Below are 2,520 nucleotides of genomic sequence, written 5' to 3'. Positions count from 1 at the left end.
CCCCCCCCCCCCCCCCCCCCCCCCCCCCCCCCCCCGGCCCGCACCGTCGGGGTGACCGGCGTCCGTCGCGCCCGCTGTGCCATGGTGGTCCTGCCGTCCGGACGCGCCGGACGCGCCGGACGCCGGCACCCGGCACGCCGCCGCGCCGGCCGTAGGCGTCGACGGAGAAGGGGTACGCGGGCGATGGGGGAACAACGGTCCGGGCCGCTCGACGGCGTCCTCGTCGCCGACTTCTCGCGCATCCTCGCCGGACCGTACGCGACCATGCTCCTCGCCGACCTCGGCGCCGAGGTGGTCAAGGTGGAAGGGCCCGGCGGGGACGACACCCGGACCTGGCTGCCGCCCGTGCGGGAGGGGATTTCCACCTACTACCTCGGCGTCAACCGCAACAAGCGCTCCATCGCCCTCGACCTCGCCGACCCCGACGACCTGGACGTCGCCCGGCGACTCGTCCGCCGCGCCGACGTCATGATCCAGAACTTCCGGCCGGGTGGGCTGCGGCGCTTCGGCCTCGACTACGACAGCGTCGCCGCCGTCAACCCGCGGCTCGTCTACGCCTCGATCAGCGGGTTCGGCGCCGGCGCCAACCTGCCCGGCTACGACCTGGTGGTCCAGGCCGCCTCCGGCCTGATGAGCCTCACCGGCGAGCCGGACGGCCCGCCCTACAAGGCCGGGGTCGCCGTGTTCGACGTGATCGCGGGCCTGCACGCGGCCGTCGGCATCCTCGCCGCCCTGCACCACCGCGGCCGATCTGGCACCGGCCAGCACGTCGAGGTGGATCTGCTCTCCTCCGCGCTGTCCGGCCTGGTCAACCAGACCAGCGGCCACGTCGCCGGCGGCGCGACGCCGTTCCGGATGGGCAACGGGCACCCGAGCCTGTTCCCGTACGAGCCGCTGCCCACCGCCGACGGCGACCTCGTCGTCATCGCCGGCAACGACGGCCAGTTCCGCAAGCTCTGCCAGGTGCTCGGCCTGCCCGAACTGCCCGACGACCCTCGGTTCGCCCGCAACCAGGACCGCACGGTCAACCGGGAGGCCCTGCGGCCCCTGCTGGTCGCGCGACTGCTCCAGCGGACCCGTGAGGAGTGGTTCCGGGACCTGCGCGCGGCGGGCGTGCCGTGCGCCCCGATCAACACGGTCGCCGGTGGCGTCGAGCTGGCGCGGGAACTCGGGCTGGACCCGGTGGTCGCCACCGGTGGCGTGCCCGGCATCCGCAATCCGATCGGCCTCACCGCCACCCCGCCGCGCTACGACCTGCCGCCGCCGGGGCTCGACGAGCACGGCGACGAGATCCGGAACTGGCTGGCCGACTGACGCCCGCCACCGCAGCGGGGCTAAGCCGTACGCGGTTACCCGTGGGGTGCCGGACGGCGACCGGTGCGACGCGTGGGTCCCTCGTCGACGACCCGGCCGCTGCGGGACACCGCGGTGTCGTTCGCGACCGGGCCACCGCCGAGCGCGCGGCCGTCCCCGCCGGGAGGGGGGCGACCGCGCGGCCGATGTCCTGCGGCTCAGCGGCCCTGGAGGGCCCTGACGTTGTCGCCGAAGGTCCAGCCCTTCGACCCGTCCCAGTTCAGTGACCAGGTCATCAGGCCCTTCAGGCCGCCGCGGTAGGTGTTCCACGCCTGGGCCACCGTCGCCGGGGCCATGTGGCCGCCCCCGGCGCCGGGCTGCGCCGGCAGTCCGGGGACCTGCTTGTCGTACGGGACCCGGATGGTGGTGCCCTGAACGACCAGCCCGGCGTTCAGGCAGTCGGTCTGGGCGGTGAAGCCCTGCACGGTTCCGGCCGGGTAGGAGTCACCGGAGCAGCCGTACATGCTGCCGTTGTAGTACTGCATGTTCAGCCACCAGAGCCGGCCGTTGTCGGCGTACCGCTTGATGATCGGCAGGTACGCGCCCCAGATGGAGCCGTAGGTGACGCTGCCGCCGGTGACGTACGCGGTCTCCGGTGCCATGGTGAGGCCGAAGCCCGCCGGCATCTGCGCGAGCACCCCGTCGATGATGCGGACGAGGTTCGCCTGCGACGGGGAGAGCTGGGAGATGTTCCCGCTGCCGGTGAGCCCGGTCTCGATGTCGATGTCGATGCCGTCGAAGTTGTACCGCTTGAGGATCGGCACGACGGTCGCGACGAACCGGTCGGCGACGGCGGCCGAGCTCAGGTCGATCCCGGCGGTCGCGCCACCGATCGACATGAGGATGGTCAGGCCGGCCGCCTTGGCGCGGCACATCTCGGCGGGGGTGGGCACCCTGACGGTGGCGTCCATGCCGTCCTCCCAGAGCACGGTGCCGTCGGCGCGGATGACCGGGAACGCCGCGTTGATCACGTTGTACCCGTGCGCGGGGATCCGGGGGTCGGTGATCGGGATCCACCCCAGCGGCGGGTGGACGCCGTTGGCCGCGCCGTCCCAGTTCTCCCAGTAGCCCTGGAGCACCTTGCCGGTCGGCTTCGGCTTGCCCGCGCAGGTGTCCGGTCCGGGTGGCGTGGGCGTCGCGGTGGGCGTGGGCGTCGGGGTGGGGGAG

General features: G+C 73.7%; 2 protein-coding genes. One reads left to right on the top strand and one right to left on the bottom strand.

The window, feature by feature from the left end:
• The first annotated feature begins 183 nt into the window (after positions 1 to 183).
• Complete coding sequence (locus ACSNN9_RS28300; RefSeq protein ID WP_436676362.1) at positions 184 to 1,314, top strand: CaiB/BaiF CoA transferase family protein; 1,131 nt, start codon at positions 184 to 186, stop codon at positions 1,312 to 1,314.
• A 197-nt stretch (positions 1,315 to 1,511) separates the two neighbouring features.
• Here the strand turns inward: ACSNN9_RS28300 and ACSNN9_RS28295 are convergent.
• Positions 1,512 to 2,520: chitinase (locus tag ACSNN9_RS28295; protein ID WP_436676361.1), on the bottom strand; the 1,009-nt coding region annotated here is incomplete at its 5' end.

This window comes from Micromonospora sp. URMC 107 (genome assembly GCF_051386315.1).
GTDB lineage: Bacteria > Actinomycetota > Actinomycetes > Mycobacteriales > Micromonosporaceae > Micromonospora.
The sequence above is the reverse complement of the archived record's forward strand: the minus strand, read 5'-3'. Positions and strand labels throughout refer to the sequence as shown.